Source organism: Nitrospiraceae bacterium, assembly GCA_020632595.1.
Classification (GTDB): Bacteria; Nitrospirota; Nitrospiria; order Nitrospirales; family UBA8639; genus Nitrospira_E.
Genome location: JACKFF010000009.1, coordinates 76,933 through 92,795, shown reverse-complemented (window position 1 = coordinate 92,795; position 15,863 = coordinate 76,933). Strand labels below are relative to the sequence as shown.

The window sequence follows — 15,863 nt, the reverse complement described above, 5'->3', positions numbered from 1 at the left end:
CTGTGTGGTAGGTGTTGTCTTCCTTTTCTTTAAATATGAATATTTTATATCTGTGTCACAGGATTCCGTATCCTCCTGATAAGGGCGACAAAATACGATCCTATCATCACATTAAATATCTATCGCAACATCATGCAATTTATTTAGCCTGTTTAATTGATGATCCTGAGGATTGGCGGTATGTTGATACCTTGCGTTCCATGTGTCGTAGGGTGGAGGTGGTTGGCCGGAAAGGGTTTTGGGAGGGGTGGAGAATCGGAAAGGCATTACTTGTTGGTCAGCCACTGTCCCTTGGGGCGTTTTTCGTTTCTGCTCTGCAGGAGAAAGTGAATGTTATTTTAGAGCGGGAGTCCATTGATCGCATCGTAATTTTTTCATCTCCCATGGCTGAGTATGTGAGGCATGTGTTCTCGATACCCAAGATCATAGATTTTGTCGACATGGATTCTGAGAAGTGGAGGGCCTATGCCAAAATAAAATCATTTCCACTTTCTTTGCTGTATGGGATCGAAGCGGATCGTTTGGGTCAGTATGAATTGGAGATGGCAACTACATGTCAACAATCTCTCGTCATTTCACAAGAGGAAACTCATGTACTTCGGGAACGGTCAAAGCAGAGAGTTCGACCGAAGGTTATTCCCAATGGTGTGGACTCTGAGTATTTTTCCCTCGCCTCTGATGTACAACGAAAAAAATCGATAATTGTCTTCACCGCAGCCATGGATTATTTCCCAAATATCGATGGAGCCATATATTTTTGCCAAAAAATTCTTCCACGAATTCATCAAGCCATGCCCCACGCACAGTTTCTTATTGTTGGTCGGAATCCGGTGGTTGCTCTGCGACGAATGGCGGAACGAATACCACAGGTTCAGGTGACCGGTACCGTGCCGGATGTTCGTCCGTATCTGTCGAAGGCCATGGTGGCGGTGGCCCCGTTGCGAATTGCCAGAGGAGTCCAGAATAAAATTCTCGAAGCCATGGCAATGGAATTACCCGTGGTTGGTACGACTTCTGCTTTTCAGGGTTTGGCTGTGGCCACCGCGCATGGGATGCATGTAGCTGACGACCCCGGTGAATTTGCGGATGCGGTTGTGAGGCTTTTAGATAATCCTGAACTTGCCAGAGCTTGTGGGCTTTCAGCAAGGCAGTTCGTGACATCGCATTACGATTGGTCCAATATCCTTCAAGAATTTGAACACATACTTGAAGGAGTGACGGTATGAAGATACATTCCCAACGAGAAGGAGTGGCTAACTTTTTGGATACCCCGATTGGGCTGTGAACATTAGATTGATAGGCCTATGAGCTCGTCGTCCTCCCCTCCATTAGTCATGCATGTTATCTACCGTTTGGCGATGGGAGGCCTGGAAAACGGATTAGTCAATCTCATTAATCATATGCCCTCTGGGCGTTACCGGCATGCCATTGTATGCTTGACTGATTTTACGGATTTTCGAGAACGGATTTGTTCCCCGGAGGTTTCTGTGCTAGCTCTCCATAAACAACCTGGAATGGATTGGTCAGTCTATGGGAAGTTGTGGACCATCATTCGTGACATGAAACCGATGATTGTGCATACACGAAATTTACCAACTCTTGAAATGGCGGCCATTGCGGTTTTGGCACGCGTGCCGAATCGAATTCATGGGGAACATGGGCGCGATCTTCATGATGCCTATGGAACCAGCAAGAAATTTCTAATCTTTCGAAAGATTCTAGATCTTGCGGTTCATCATTATGTGGCTGTGAGTCGAGATCTTGAGCAATGGCTTCAGAATATGGTGACAATTGTCCCCAGTAAAGTGAGTCAAATTTATAACGGAGTTGATACCGAAATTTTCCATTCCAATACGCGGAAAGGACGGGAAATACTCCCAGAGGGGTTTGCCAGTTCGGATAAGGTGGTGATTGGAACCGTGGGGCGATTGGAACATGTGAAAGATCAGGCCACGTTGATTCGGGGTATAACCTCTCTCGTAAAAATGGACCCGACAATAGTCGATAAGGTCCGCGTCGTCATCGTTGGCGACGGGTGCCTAAGGCAGGAACTTGAACAATTGGTTCGCGACTCTAACTTAATCGGTATGGTATGGATGGCTGGTGCGCGAACCGATATTCCTCGTTTGTTACAGAGCATGGATGTATTTATCTTGCCTTCTGAAGCTGAAGGTATCTCTAACACCATTTTGGAAGCGATGGCCACTGGACTTCCGGTTATTGCCACACGGGTTGGTGGAAATTCCGAGCTGGTGGTGGAGGGCGAAACTGGCCGGCTTGTTCCTCCAAAAGATCCCGAAGCCCTGGGCTTGGCATTATTGGCTTATCTTCAAGACCGAATGACGATGCGGAATCATGGGTTCGCAGGGAGGAAGCGAGTCGAAAAAGAATTTTCAATGCAGGCCATGGTGGAGAGCTACCTTCAGGTGTATGACGGGTTGATGGGAAAATCACAGTCTCCTTTCTTTTCCCAACCTAAGGTGGTGTCGGTGTAGGGTTAAAATGGAGTCCGTGGTTAAGGACACCACGTATTCAACCAATTCGTCAGGCTTGGAGAGGCGGACATCCAAATAAGCAAGAAAGGCACGGGGTTCCCGTTTTTATGGGAATGAACAATTTGGAGAACTATAGCCTTGTTGTCTTCTAAGCTTCGACTCCTTAGTAAGTTGAATTCCATTAAGGCTTAAACTGGGGGAACGGGTCGTTATGTGCGGGATTTGTGGATTGTTCAATGTTGGATCAGGAGAATCTGTTTCTGCCTCCATCCTGAAAAATATGGCGGATACCCTTGTGCATCGGGGCCCGGACGATGAAGGGTTCTTTTTCGATGGGCCCGTGGGCCTGGCACATCGGCGTCTTTCTATTATTGATGTGAAAGGCGGGCACCAACCCCTTTGCAATGAGGATCAATCTATTTGGGTAGTCTTTAATGGTGAAATTTATAACTTTCGTGAACTGAGAGATTATCTGGAGAAGAAAGGGCATGTTTTTAAGACCCGCTCTGATACTGAAGTCATTGTGCATCTCTATGAAGAGCAAGGGGAGGCGTGTTTTGGGTCGTTACGGGGCATGTTTGCTTTAGCCATTTGGGATCGTCCAAACCGATCGGTGATTTTGGCCAGAGATCGTGTTGGGAAAAAGCCGCTTTATTATAGTTTTGACGGGGCTCAATTGGCATTTGGCTCCGAGATGAAGGCATTATTGGCTATCCCTGGTATTAACAAGGAACTCGACCTTGAGGCCTTATGTGATTATTTTTCCTTGCTTTATGTCCCTGCCCCCAAATCCATTTTCAGGTCTTTCCGGAAGGTGCGGCCAGGACATTTTGTGGTTGTCTCTCCGAAAGGTTTTCGCGAGAGCGAATACTGGGATATCGATTTTTCCCAGCCAGAAGAGCGGTCCGAGGCTCAATGGTGTGATGAGATCGTGGAGGTTCTTCGGGAGGCCGTTCAACTCAGATTAATTAGCGAGGTGCCCTTGGGTGCCTTTTTGTCAGGGGGAATTGATTCATCCTCCGTCGTGGCCTTGATGTCGCAGATTTCTGGGGGAGGGGTAATCACCACGTCAATTGGATTTCAAGAAAAAGAATTTAATGAAGTTGAGTATGCCCGAGAGGTGGCCCAGCAATACCATACTCGGCATTATGAGGAAAGGGTTAACCCCGATGCGGTGGGTATTTCTGAAAAATTAGCCTGGTATTACGATGAGCCGTTTGCAGATTCCTCAGCGGTTCCTACTTACTATGTTTCCAAGTTGGCTCGGGAGCATGTGACTGTTGCGTTATCAGGTGATGGGGGAGATGAATTTTTTTGCGGATATCGGCGGTATATGTTTGACCATCGAGAGGAACAAATACGTGGGTTCCTTCCTGCTAGCATGCGAACCTTGCTTTTTGGAACGTTGGCATCCTTATATCCCAAAGCCGATTGGGCACCAAGGGTATTTCGTGGCAAGGCCACCTTTGAAAATTTAGCTCGGTCTCATATTGAGGGATATTTTCGATCAGTTTCGGCAGTTTCACCGGAAATTAAACAGACCTTGTTGCATCCAGATATCTGGAAAGAGTTGGGTGGCTATGACACAGCCAACGTGTTTCGAAACTACTATGACAAGGCTGGTGGCGCCAATCCCATGGCACGGATTCAATATGTGGATGTGAAGACCTATTTGACCGATGATATTTTAGTAAAGGTGGATCGAGCGAGTATGGCCAATTCATTGGAGGTGCGCGCTCCCATGCTGGATGGGCAATTTATGGAACTTGCAGCTCGGATTCCCACGTCATTGAAATTAAAAGGAGCCAGTGGGAAGGATATTTTAAAGAAGGCGTTTTCTCCTTTTCTTTCCCATAACATTCTGTATCGAAAAAAAATGGGATTTGCGGTTCCGTTGGAACGATGGTTCCGAGTGGAGTTGAAGGACATGGCTTACAGTATGTTATTTAATGGCCCTGGGGACTCCATCTTGAATGGTCCTACCATTTCCAAGCTCTGGAATGATCATCAATCTGGCTTGCATAATCGGGCGACTGAATTATGGACGTTATTGATGTTTCGTATGTGGCAAAAACAATTTGGTTCCTCGGTGAATGTGGTGCGGTAATTAATAATGAAAATCCTTGTCTTTACCAGCTTATTTCCTAATAACCAATTTCCCAATCACGGAGTTTTTATTCATCAACGACTGAAACATAGTATGGCCCGGCACGGATGGAGTGTGAAGGTGGTGGCGCCGGTTCCGTATTATCCACCAGGGTTAGGGGGATGGCGTGCCACGTATCGAAAGGTCGCCAGCCATGAAGTGCGTGAAGGCATGGAAGTGTGGCATCCCCGTTATGTCATGATTCCTAAGATCGGGATGATCTTGCAGGGATTCTTGTTGTTTGTATCGGTTTGTTGGAAGATACGGGCACTTCAACGGTCATTTCCCTTCGCGCTTATCGATGCCCATTATGTGTATCCGGATGGGTTTGCGGCTGTTCTGCTAAGCTTTATCACTCGTGTTCCGGTTGTGGTGTCGGCTAGGGGGACAGATGTGAATCTGTTTAAGAACCTCCCGATTATTCGCCAACTTATAACCTGGACCCTTCGAAAGGCTAATGCGGTCATTGTGGTCTCAGAGGCCCTCCGGCAAATATCTATTAAGTTGGGTGTCGATGAAAAGAAAATTCGTGTTATTCCAAATGGAGTGAATCCGGAAAAGTTTTTCTTCATCCCTCGAGTGGAGGCGAGAAAGAAAATCGGTTTTATCAGAGAGGGCCAGTCATTGGTTTTATCGGTGTGTCGTTTGAATGCAAATAAAGGCCTTGATGTTTTATTGCACGCTCTTGCTCTCTTAAGTAAAAAGTCTTCGACCCTTCTTTGGTCCCTCTATGTTGTTGGTGAGGGGGTAGAGCGTGAGCGTTTGGAATGTCTTGTGCAATCTTTAAATTTGAGCGAACGTGTTAGGTTTTGCGGAGAGGTGCCTCACGAACAGTTGGTCTGGTTTTATAATTCCGCGGATGTGTGTTGTTTGCTGAGTGAGCGGGAAGGATGGCCTAATGTGATTATGGAATCGTTAGCCTGTGGGACTCCCGTGTTGGCCACTTCGGTAGGAGGTATTCCGGAAATTGTTAAGTCTCCCAAGGTGGGAACGCTGGTGGCACGAAAACCGGAGCACGTGGCCAAGGCTCTGAAGACCAGTCTAGAGCGTACTTGGTCTCAATCAGAAATTTTGGATTATGCCCAGCAATTCCGATGGTGTCAGACCGCTGATGCGGTCAAGGAAGTTTTTCAGTCTGTGTTACCTCTCAAAGCTAGTGGGGAGGACCACGGGGCGTGAGCCCATGGGTGAAAGCGCTCCCTTCCTAAGGCAGGGGATTCCCTGCCACATGAGGGATTTTTGATGGCACTAGAGCATGAAAGTTTGCCTCAGTGCTCATGGCGCCTTTCAGCACCAATATCATGTGGTGTGGAGCACTAAATATTGAAGTGGTCTAGTTGAAATGGACACCTCGAAAAGAGCGATAATCGCCAAAGGAGGTGGGTCTTGGGAAGTCATGGACGAAAACAGTATGCGGTCGACTTTAAACGGGACGCTGTCGCTCTTGTCATCCAACAAGGATATTCCGTGGCCGAGGCGGCCAAGAATCTCGGGGTGAACGCGGGTTTGCTCCGTCGCTGGAAAAAAGAGATGGAGCGGACGGGGGCGAGTGCCTTTCCGGGAAAAGGCCATCAAACGCCGGAACAGGCGGAACTGCATCGCCTGCGGGAGGAGAATCGGCGGCTCCGGCTGGAACGGGATATTTTAAAAAAAGCCACGGCCTTCTTCGCGAGCGAACCCCGATGAGGTACGCGTTTATTCACTGGGAACGGGCGCGGTACCCATTGACCGTGCTCTGCCAGGTGTTGCAGGTCAGTCGCAGTGGGTATTATGCCTTTCTAAAGGGGCGCTTCACGGCCCCCGATCATGCGATGTGTGCTCAGGTGCGTCGTCTACATGCTGCGTCTCGTTGCACCTACGGGCAACGGCGCTTGTGCCAGGCGTTGCGAGCCGAAGGGGTGTGCGTGGGCCGGTGGCGCACCCGCACCCTGATGCGGCACGCAGGGGTGAGTGTGAAGCCGAAGCGGCCCTGGGTCCCCCGCACCACGGACAGCCGGCATGGGGAGCCGGTGGCCCCCAACCGTTTAGATCGGCAATTTACGATCGAGAGGCCGAACCGGGTCTGGGGCAGTGACATCACGTATTTGTCCACCCAAGATGGGTGGCTCTATCTTGCGGTGGTGGTGGTGGATCTCTTTTCTCGGAAGATTGTGGGCTGGGCCATGGCGTCCACCATGGAGACCTCGTTGGTGGCAAGGGCCTTGACCATGGCCATTGGACGACGGCACCCGCCGCCAGGACTGCTACATCACTCGGATCGCGGGAGTCAGTATGCGAGTCAGACCTATCAAGCGCTGCTACAACGGCATCACATGATCGGCAGCATGAGTCGGCGGGGCAATTGTTGGGACAATGCGGTGGTGGAGCGCGTGTTCCGCAGTGTGAAACACGAAGGGCTCGGCGACACGGCCAAAGAACAGCCCTCTGAAACCGTCAAATCCACGGTCATCGACTACATGGAAATGTTTTATAATAGTCACCGGTTACACTCCACGTTAGGCTATCTCAGCCCGAATGCGGTTGAGGCGCAGGCCCAAGGCCTGACACCACAGCCGGTGGGAACACGAGGGGGGGACCTAAGTATGCCCGACGAGGAGATCGTTCGATAAAGGGGAATTATGGAGGCCGATATTCAGAAGGAGCCGGGGAAAACTCTGAGACCGAGAAATTATTCACGCGCGTTTCTTTCTGTCCTTTTTTACTGAACCACTTCAATATCGTCGACCTATATTGGGGGGCGATCCAGCTCTTTGTCTAAGAGCATTTATCCCAGGTTCAGCACGATCCCCCAATTTAGAGCTACAACGATGGAGCGTACAATTCGTTCATATTCATGTCGTGCTGGTGATTCCTCCGAAAGATGCGTTTTCGAGTATCGTGGGCATGATGAAAGCGAATTTAAGTTGGCAACTTCGGCTTCGGTATCACGAGCTGAAGGGGACATACTGGGGAGCGGTGTTGTGTTCTCCAGGGTTCTTCTCTGCGATCGTTGGGTTGAATAAGGCGGGAATCCGACAGTAGGTGGCTCAACAAGGACTAGTGGACAAAGGGCAGAATTAAATATCCCCGTGGCAAGACCACGGGGTAACCAAAGAATATATGATTGGTTATGACGCACCACGGTTTCTCAAGCACTTTCCTTTATTGGGAAACCCCGCGGGGAATAGAGTTGATTCAACTCGAGTTTTAATTTTAAGGGCCATGTGGCGTAAGCCCGTGAGGATCTACCGAAGAGCCATTTTTAGAGTTCGGTGGGCTTAATAATAAGGTCTGCTTGGTTGGGTGTGTCGCTGTGACATGATTCATATAGGAGAATAGGCCCAGTCTTGTTAGGGTAAGGCTAGGATACTAGTTGTATGGAAATTCTTTATCACCATCGGACTCAATTGGGAGATGCCCAGGGAGTCCATGTCCATGAAATAATTAAGGCCTTTCGTGAATTAGGTCACCAGGTTCGAGTGGTGGGATTGGTGAATTATCAAAGTCTCAATTCGAAGTCTGCGGCAACTGGATTATGGGGTTTGTTGCGGAAAAAGGTCCCACATTTTATCTATGATCTCATGAGTTTGGGATACAATGTTATAGGGATATTCATGCTTGCTCGTTCCGTAATCCATGAAAGACCTGATTTTATTTATGAACGATATGCTCTTAACAATTTCTCGGGAGTAGTTGTCAGCCGACTCTGGAAAATTCCCATTATAGTAGAGGTCAATGCCCCTTTGTATGTGGAACAGGCCGAACTCGGCCAGCTAGCCATCAAGTGGGTTGCGAGAATTCTTGAAAAGTGGATTTGCTCCCATGCAACGCAAGCCTTGGCTGTGTCGGGTGTTTTGAAAGAAATTTTGGTTAGTCAAGGTGTGCCTTCTCATAAAATTACGGTTATGCCCAATGGTATTGATTTTGGGAATTTCAATCCGGATGTTTCTGGAGTGGAGGTACGCAAGCAATACGGCCTGAAAGATAGTGTGGTCATTGGTTTCGTGGGCTGGTTCCGTCCATGGCATGGGGTGGAAATGCTCCTGGATATTCTTCAGGACCTTCTTTCTGCTAACAAAGATGTTAAGTTTTTAATGATTGGAGATGGGCCAATTTATGACGAGCTAGTGCAAAAGGCAAAAGACCTTGGCATTTGGGATGCTGTCCGATTTACAGGGTCTTTACCTCATGAAAAAATCCCTTCCTATATTGCGGCAATGGATATTGCTGTTCAACCTAGAGCACCTCGTTACGCATGTCCAATGAAAGTTTTGGAATATATGGGAATGGGTAAATGTATTGTTGCACCCTTCCAGCCCAATATTTGCGAAGTTCTTGAGGATAAAATTTCAGGATTTCTTTTTTTGCCAGAGGACAAAAATAATCTCAGACAGGTCATGCTTACGCTTATAAATAACAAGAAGTTGCAGGAAGAAACGGGCATGCAAGCTTTTTCTGCTGTTCAATCAAGGAAGCTTTCTTGGAAAGGCAATGCAGAAAAAGTGATTATTCTGGTCTCGCAGGGAAAAGAATATTGCTCTTAATGTTCGGCAATTCCTTCCTATAAAAGCTCCTCTATCCAGTAGTATCCTTTCATTATGTCTCTTGTGGACTTTGTCTTTTCCGGGTTTTTAAGAGGATTTTGGGGATGCCATACATGGGTTGTAATTAATGTGTGGGCCCGTCAAACCACTATACACAGCGTTTTTTAACCATATTCTCTGTTTTTCTGCCAACGTGCTAAAGACCATTTTCATGGCTTATCGGGGAATAGGACCTTTCCCTGCTTACGGGAGCATTTCTCTCAAAGCTTCGAAAATCTGCAAACTTCACATCTACTAAATATTGGCTATAGTTGGAATTAGTTATTGTTCCGGCCAAAAACGAGTTTATATTTCACTAATGTCGACCGATATCTTTTTGAGGTACGTGCTCCTTTGTTGAATTTTGATCTTGTTGGAATTTTACTCTTAATACCCCTCGATCCCGTCTGGACTAACATGTCTTGAAAAAGGCCACAGACGGTGGGGCTTTCAACAATTTGGAATAGCCCAAGTACCAATAATGTGGTGATAATCACTTCAAAGTATCTCCAGGAAAATTTCTTTGAGGATGCGCTATATCGGAAGAAAGGTAAAGGCGCCATTATCAAATCTCCATGGCGATGAAGCTTCATTGTGCTGTGAGGTTTGAAATCCTGATAGGGATTTGCGGGCTGACCCAGAACTTCTCAAAAAAATCTCGGTCTTTTTATCCGAGATGGAATTTTCCCTGAACATGTCAATGATTATGGGGCGATCAATTAGTAGATCGAGGAACATCAAAGGGAGTCAAGAACATTATGAGGGCATATCTTGGCTGATATTATTGGGGTTGGGTTGGAAGTTTTGCCTGAATGATAATGTGACAGGAGTGTCATTGTAAATATATCTGCATAGGAAGTTCGATTCAGTCAATGACTGAATTTCCTGCACATTGGGCTCTGGAATTTATGTATTAAGTACTAGTCATGAACGGTTTTGAGGAAAAATGAAATGGGTGGTATTTGTGGAATCGTGCAAGACAGTCAATACGGGCAAATTGATCCCAAGCTCCTTTCTCCCATGGTCGCTCAAATGCACAAGACCCACCAATGTTCTAGTTCGGTCGATAGCTGGGGGACGATGTGTTTGGGCGTGTGCCACACTCCGACTTATTTAGCCGGCACAGCTACGATCAGGGTTCATGGGGAAACAGTTGGACTGGGACTCTATGGGAATGTCTATAACTTGAAAGAGCTTGGCGGCAACGATATAACCACTGATCCTTTCGACTGGCTGCTCCATCTCTATCTTCATGATGGGATGTCATTGTTATCCCGTCTTCGTGGTGATTTTGTCATCGTGGTATGGGATGGAAGGGAGCAAATCTTTTTCTTGGCTACTGATCGATTTCGAGTTCATTCCTTACTGTATTCCCAACAGGGACCGCATCTTGTTTTTGCGTCTTGTATGCAAGCGTTACGGGCTTGCCCTTTGCCCCTAGAGTGGACGATTAATCCTGAAGCAATAATTGACATGACCTGTAACTCCGTGGTTCCCACGCCCAAATCAATTTTTCGGGAAGTTCGAAAAATACCACCAGGGCATGTGTTGCGGTATCAGCGTGGACAAGTCACATTGGAACGATACTGGGATATGAATTATTTGACATCAGATCTAAGCCCGCAGGATATCCTCATCGAGAAATTACATTCCGGTTTTCAGGATGCGGTTAACTGTCGGTTGGGGGATGAACTTCATGGGAATTACGTTGGCTCATTTCTGAGTGGTGGCATTGATAGCAGCACGATTACTGGCATTTTGGCACAAAACTGTTCTTGGCCTATTAAGAGCTTTTCCATTGGTTTTGATGTTCCTGGATACAATGAAATTAATTATGCACGGATGGCGGCTCAAGCGTTTAAGGTGGAGCATTACGAGTATTTTGTTTCACCCGAAAATACGTTTGATGCCATTCCTCTATTACTTGAGTCTTTCGATGAGCCCTTTGGAAATGCCTCTGCAGTTCCCACCTATTTCTGTGCAAAGCTAGCCAAGGAGCATGGGGTTGATATTTTGTTTGCTGGTGATGGAGGTGATGAGCTATTTGCAGGAAATGAACGGTATGCGACCCAACGTGTTTTTGATTACTATAAAAAAATTCCATCTTGGTTTCGAGAGCATGTATTACAGCCGACAGTTTTTTTCTTGGCGAACTATCTAAAGGTTGGCCTTTTTCACAAGGGTAAAAAATATATCGAGCGAGCTAATATACCGTATCCTCTTCGACTTTCTTCTTGGGGTCTTCTTGAGATAATCCCCATGACCGATATCTTCAATGATGACCTGGTAAAGAACTTAGCCCACCAGTACAACCCCGATGAAATGTTATATGAACACTATCGCCGGGCATTGGCTGAGGATGAATTAGATCGGCAACTCTATGTGGATCTCAAGGTCGCCATTGGAGATAATGATGTACTCAAAGTTACCAGGATGGGGCAGGCTGCCGGAGTCAATGTGCGTTTCCCATTTTTAGATAGTCGGCTAGCGGAATTTTCCGCAACGGTGCCAGCCAATCTCAAAATGCGAGGGCTCAAGCTTCGGACCTTTTTCAAGCAAGCATATGCTCCCCTATTGCCCCAGGCCATACAAGGAAAAGTCAAGCATGGCTTTGGTCTTCCTATACCCGTATGGCTTCGAACAGACAAACGTCTTAACCAGATGATGCGAGATGCGGTTCTTGGTCCGGAACTAGCCAAACGTGGGTTCTTCCAAAAAAAAATGCTTGAATATTTTGTGGACCAACACCAATCCGACCAGACCTCGTTTTTTGGAACCGTGCTTTGGAATATTATGATGCTCGAACTTTGGATGCGACGTTATAGTCAATCGTAAAAATTTGATCTTTGTTGTTCGATAAGTCCGATGGCCTGTACAGTTATTTCTATAAAACGTTCCTTCAAAAAGTTTTCAAAGCCCAGAATAGGAAAAAGCAACTGTATGGGGTGGAAGCAAAGAATACTAATCGTATTCTTAAGAATCCTGGATGGATTGAAGCTATTCAAAACGCTGATGGGGTTTGTGGGACGATGGACTCCCGCTTACAGCCAAAAAGGTCGATGTGTTTGGCCGTATATTAAACGGAGGCGAAATGCCAATGTTCATTTACTTGCCTACCATCGGGTAAGTGATGCATGTGATTCATTTTTGCCGCCGATGCCTATCAAGATGTTTGAAACACAAATGACCTATTTGGCTACTTACTGTAATGTCCTGAATTTGGATGAAGCGGTTGAGCGTATCAAGGCACAAGATGTGCCAGATGATGCGGTGGTGGTCACTTTCGATGATGGCTACGCCGATAATTATATCCATGCCTTTCCCATTCTGAAAAGACTGTCCATCCCAGCTACCATATTTTTGCCAACGGATGTTATTGGGACGGGGAGGGTTCTCTGGCATGATCAAGTTTTTTCTGCCCTGTCAAAAAGTAAGGTCCCATTGATTGAGGGTTTCCCTGAAAACGGGTCTCGGTTTTCTTTAAGGACCTTGCAAGATAAACGACGGGCACAAGATTCTATCTCGTTATATTTTCGTTCTTTAGATGTTCCTCGAAGATGCCACGAGATTAAGCGCCTATTTGGGCTCCTTGCCTTTTCTATGAATTTTGGATCTTCAAGGGTGTATTTAGATTGGTCTGAGGTGAAAGCTATGCAAAGTCATGGTATTGGATTTGGTTCCCATTCGGTGACCCATCCCATACTTTCCTTTTTATCCGAAACCGAGGCACGGGAAGAGATTTGGGAATCAAAAAGCTTGATGGAAAAAATGTTAGGGATTCGAGTGAAGTCTTTTGCTTACCCCAGTGGAAGAAGGCAAGATTTTTCAGAAGCCACAAAGGCTCTCTTGCGGGAAAGCGGTTATGAATGTGCGGTTTCCATGATTCATGGAACGAACTTTGTCGGAACCGATCTGTTTGAAATGAGAAGAACGCAGTATCAGGATGACAATCTTCATATGTTTGGGGCGAGATTGACCTATTATAAATGTACCTCGTGATAGTTATGTTAAATCTGTAAGGCAAAGAAACAAATGGCTTGGTCTTTTAAGCTTGCTTCGGAAGCTTTTCCTTACCATCAAGAAATGTGGGATGACCTTAACCGTGCTAACGGGAATCATCTGTTATTGGATTCAATGTTTCTTGGACCTCTTTTGCGACATTTTGGAAATTCCCATACGCTGCTAGGTGTCTGTAATGATAAAAGGAATCCAGGCATGGTTCTTATTGAAAAGACCAAATTTGGATTCTGGCAAACCTTTCAACCTTCCCAGGCACCGCTAGGTCCGCTTGTATTGGGAAATCACGAAGGTGTATTAGATCAGATTGAAAGGCTTCTTCATGACCTTCCAGGATTTGCCTTGGCTTTTTCTGTAACTCAGCAAGACCCAGATTCTACCCCATTCAATGTTCAGGAGAATGGAAAGGTAAAGTTTTTAAATTATATCACCACTTCAAAAATAACATTGGAAGGGATGTTTGAAGAATATTGGAAAAGGAGAGGGAGAAATCTGAGGCAGAATCTTGCCAAACAGCGGCGTCGCCTTGAAGAAGCAGGAACCAAAATGAATTTGCTGGTAACCCGTGACTCGAGGGGAGTTGCCGAGTGTTTGCGTGAATATGGACGATTAGAAGAAGCTGGGTGGAAAGGGATTTCAGGGACTGCTGTGGGAGCGGAAAGTCAACAAGGTCGATTTTATAAGGAGGTTTTTGAAAATTTTTGTCAAAGGAATGAAGGTGTTATATATCAGTTGACCCTGAATGGAAGGGTAGTAGCCAGTGATTTGTGCCTTGAAAGAGGAAAAGTCATGATCGTATTAAAAACTACCTACGATGAGACTCTTGAGAAGTTTTCGCCAAGTTTTTTGATGAGATATGAAATTATCAAGACACTTTTTGAGGAAGGGCACATAGCAGTTCTTGAATTTTATGGCCGTGTTCAGGATTGGCATCGGAAATGGACTGATGAACTACGACCTATGTTTCATGTTGATTTTTATAGGAACAGCTGGATTCCTCGGGTTCGGTTGATTATTAAATTAATCCACATTAAGAAATGTTAAAGGATATTCTTGGATCTTTCTGTTCGAACAGCTGATCTGGAAGCGGATAAGCCTGCCATTATTGAGACGCTTTATCACTATCTGACGCCTGCTTCTAATGATGAACGGTTTGAGTGGCTTTACACAAAAAATCCTTTCGGTCCGGCCTTAACCTGGCTGGGGTTCGATGAAGCCAATGGAACTGTTTTTGGAGTGGCGAGTGCGTTTCCCCGACGAGTGTTCATCAATGGAAAAATCAAAGACGGTTGGGTGCTTGGGGATTTTTGTGTTCACGAACAATATCGTAGCCTTGGACCTGCCATCAAACTCCAACGTGCGTGTCTCGCCGGCCTTGACTCTGACCAATCCGGAATGTGGTACGACTTTCCGAGTTCGAGTATGATGGCCATATATCAGCGTCTTCGCGCTCCATTCTTTCAAAACTCTATTCTTCGCTTAGCTAAACCCATTCGGGTCGATCGAAAAGTTCGTGCCTATCTTAAGGTACCTCTTCTTGCTACCGGGGCGACGTCTATTGCAAATTTCATTTTAAAACAAATGCATAGGGCAGAATCCCTTAAGCGGAAAGATGTCACGATCGAGGTCCATGCAGACGAATGTGGTGAGGAGTTTACTCAGCTGTCTTCTGAAATTGGCCAAAAACATGAAGTATGTTTGGAGAGATCAGGTAGCTATCTGAACTGGCGTTATGTTCGAAATCCACTTTGCCGATATGAACTAATAACAGCAAGGAGAGGTTCATCGCTGAGGGCTTATGCTGTGTATCGTTGTACGGAAGAGGATGTGACCGTTGTCGACATATTTGGATATGAAGATGTCAGAATCATTCAATTACTCCTTGACTATATAACTGAACGCAGTCGTGCAAAGGGCATGATGACACTGTCTATTCCGCTTCTTGGAAATCATCCTTGGCGCTTTCTTTTCCAGCAGTTGGGGTTTCAAGTTCGCGAAGCCAGTCCGTTTGTGCTTCAGATATTAACAGGGGGGGCTGATGCCGTTTGCAATTCAGATGCTGAGGGAAAGTGGTTTGTGGTTGAGGGTGACCGTGATGGTTGATAAGGCGGGCAATGCTATTTGGGAAGGCAGAGGACATGGTGAATAATGCCATTGAAGAACGTGTAAGAGAAATTATTCTTGAACGAGTGCCAAAATCTAGAAAGGAGGGGTTAGGCAGCACTGATCAACTTTTGAGTGGTGGCCTCTTGGACTCCTTGGGGATTTTGGATGTCGTAACGATTTTGGAACAAACATTTGACCTCACTGTGGATGATGAAGAGTTGGTTCCAGAAAATTTTGAATCAATTGAAAGTATTTCTGCCTTCATACATAAAAAGCGTGGTGCGGCAGAGTCAGGTCCGAGCAAAGACGTGTGAAAGACAGGAACCTGTTCGAAAATATTGACCCGCACGAGGTTCTATTGACTTGATTCATGTTGTCCCATGGTTTAAGGCGAACCATGGGACTCTTTCACGAAAAGGGTTGGAGAATCTGGCTAATTCCGCGCAATCGTGGTCGGTCAGCATATTTTTGAACGGGCGCCTAGGCCAACGTTTATTCAAAGATATTTTCGCACTATCGCCACAATACTTGGTTCTC

The 15,863-nt window shown here is 46.2% G+C and carries 13 protein-coding genes; all 13 read left to right on the top strand.

What is annotated here, in order from left to right; translation table 11 throughout:
• The first annotated feature begins 14 nt into the window (after positions 1–14).
• The 13 genes from H6750_15400 (at position 15) to H6750_15340 (ending at position 15,640) form a co-directional block, all read left to right on the top strand.
• Positions 15–1,226 (top strand): TIGR03087 family PEP-CTERM/XrtA system glycosyltransferase, encoded by a 1,212-nt coding sequence (locus tag H6750_15400; protein MCB9775695.1) that lies wholly within the window; start codon positions 15–17, stop codon positions 1,224–1,226.
• 78 nt (positions 1,227–1,304) lie between these two features.
• On the top strand, positions 1,305–2,495 hold the full coding sequence (locus H6750_15395; protein ID MCB9775694.1) for a TIGR03088 family PEP-CTERM/XrtA system glycosyltransferase: 1,191 nt from the start codon (positions 1,305–1,307) through the stop codon (positions 2,493–2,495).
• Positions 2,496–2,706: 211 nt separating this feature from the next.
• On the top strand, positions 2,707–4,602 hold the full coding sequence (asnB, locus tag H6750_15390) for an asparagine synthase (glutamine-hydrolyzing) (protein ID MCB9775693.1): 1,896 nt from the start codon (positions 2,707–2,709) through the stop codon (positions 4,600–4,602).
• Positions 4,603–4,608: 6 nt separating this feature from the next.
• Positions 4,609–5,820 carry a glycosyltransferase family 4 protein gene (locus H6750_15385; protein MCB9775692.1) on the top strand — a complete coding sequence of 404 codons (1,212 nt, stop codon included), beginning with the start codon at positions 4,609–4,611 and terminating at the stop codon, positions 5,818–5,820.
• Between the two features lie 207 nt (positions 5,821–6,027).
• Positions 6,028–6,327 carry a transposase gene (locus tag H6750_15380; GenBank protein ID MCB9775691.1) on the top strand — a complete coding sequence of 100 codons (300 nt, stop codon included), beginning with the start codon at positions 6,028–6,030 and terminating at the stop codon, positions 6,325–6,327.
• Positions 6,324–7,250, top strand: coding sequence for an IS3 family transposase (locus H6750_15375; protein MCB9775690.1), 927 nt, complete (start codon positions 6,324–6,326; stop codon positions 7,248–7,250). Before H6750_15380 ends, H6750_15375 begins: the two co-directional genes overlap by 4 nt.
• A gap of 121 nt (positions 7,251–7,371) precedes the next feature.
• The gene (locus tag H6750_15370) at positions 7,372–7,662 is read left to right on the top strand and encodes a transposase (protein MCB9775689.1); all 291 of its coding nucleotides are present in this window, start codon (positions 7,372–7,374) and stop codon (positions 7,660–7,662) included.
• 335 nt (positions 7,663–7,997) lie between these two features.
• Positions 7,998–9,164, top strand: coding sequence for a glycosyltransferase family 4 protein (locus H6750_15365; protein ID MCB9775688.1), 1,167 nt, complete (start codon positions 7,998–8,000; stop codon positions 9,162–9,164).
• Positions 9,165–10,154: 990 nt separating this feature from the next.
• The gene (locus H6750_15360; protein MCB9775687.1) at positions 10,155–12,038 is read left to right on the top strand and encodes a hypothetical protein; all 1,884 of its coding nucleotides are present in this window, start codon (positions 10,155–10,157) and stop codon (positions 12,036–12,038) included.
• 30 nt (positions 12,039–12,068) lie between these two features.
• On the top strand, positions 12,069–13,202 hold the full coding sequence (locus tag H6750_15355) for a polysaccharide deacetylase family protein (GenBank protein MCB9775686.1): 1,134 nt from the start codon (positions 12,069–12,071) through the stop codon (positions 13,200–13,202).
• Positions 13,203–13,235: 33 nt separating this feature from the next.
• The gene (locus tag H6750_15350) at positions 13,236–14,264 is read left to right on the top strand and encodes a GNAT family N-acetyltransferase (GenBank protein MCB9775685.1); all 1,029 of its coding nucleotides are present in this window, start codon (positions 13,236–13,238) and stop codon (positions 14,262–14,264) included.
• A gap of 9 nt (positions 14,265–14,273) precedes the next feature.
• On the top strand, positions 14,274–15,323 hold the full coding sequence (locus H6750_15345) for a GNAT family N-acetyltransferase (GenBank protein ID MCB9775684.1): 1,050 nt from the start codon (positions 14,274–14,276) through the stop codon (positions 15,321–15,323).
• A 35-nt stretch (positions 15,324–15,358) separates the two neighbouring features.
• On the top strand, positions 15,359–15,640 hold the full coding sequence (locus tag H6750_15340) for an acyl carrier protein (protein ID MCB9775683.1): 282 nt from the start codon (positions 15,359–15,361) through the stop codon (positions 15,638–15,640).
• Positions 15,641–15,863 lie beyond the last annotated feature (223 nt).